The organism is Streptomyces sp. B1866 (genome assembly GCF_031932565.1).
GTDB lineage: Bacteria > Actinomycetota > Actinomycetes > Streptomycetales > Streptomycetaceae > Streptomyces.
Genome location: NZ_JAVSCF010000555.1, coordinates 1 through 907, shown reverse-complemented (window position 1 = coordinate 907; position 907 = coordinate 1). Strand labels below are relative to the sequence as shown.

Sequence of the window (907 nt, the reverse complement as noted above, 5' to 3'; positions counted from 1 at the left end):
GTAGAGGAATCCGCCCTGCCGGGTGTAGCAGGTGCCGTGCCGGTCGGGGTCGGGATCGAAGATGCCCGCCAGGTTCCAGCCACGGTCCGTGGGGAAGCCCCCGATCGCGTCCTGCTCCGCGAGGATCAGCTGCCAGAACTCCTCGGGCGTACGGACGCCTCCCGGGAACCGGCACGCCATGCCGACGATCGCGATGGGCTCGTCGGCCTCAGCGCGGGACGCGAGTGCCACCGGGGCCGGTGCGTCGGACTCGCGGCCCGTCAACTGCTCCCGCAGGTACCGGGCGAGCTTGGCCGGCGTGGGGTGGTCGAAGACGAGCGTGGTGGGGAGGCGGAGTTCGGTGGTGGCGGTCAGCCGGTTGCGGGCCTCGACAGCGGACAGGGAGTCGAAGCCGAGTTCCTTGAACGGCCGGTCAGCCGGAACGTCGTCGATGTTGCCGTGTCCGAGGACGGCCGCGACGTGTGTCCGTACGAGCTGGAGGAGGACTTCCTGCTGCTCACTGGAGGAGCGGTCGGCGAGCTGCCGGTGGAGGGCCGTGCCGGACCCCTGGTCCGCGGTCGGCCGCGAAGTGGACGTCCGCGCTTCGGGAATGTCCGCGAAGAGGGGCAGGGGCTCACCGGCGTGGCTCAGGCTGTCGCTGAGGGTGGGCCACGTGATATCGGCGATGACGTGATGGGGCCGCCGCGTGTCGGCGACGGCCTGGGTGAACGCGGTGAGAGCCGGCCCGGTCGGCATCGGGGGCAGCCCCCGCCGCCGAAGGTGCCCGGTCTTCTCGGCGTTGGCCAGTCCGCCCTCCTCCCACAGGCCCCAGGCGATGGAAGTGGCGGGAAGCCCTTGGGCGTGACGGTGGTGGGCCAGAGCGTCGAGGAAGGCGTTGGACGCGGCGTAGTTGGCCTGGCCCGGGCTG

General features: G+C 71.8%; 1 protein-coding gene. It reads right to left on the bottom strand.

Annotated elements, in window-relative coordinates:
- On the bottom strand, nucleotides 1-907 hold a 907-nt coding region (locus RKE29_RS30155), incomplete at both ends, for a beta-ketoacyl synthase N-terminal-like domain-containing protein (RefSeq protein ID WP_312008882.1).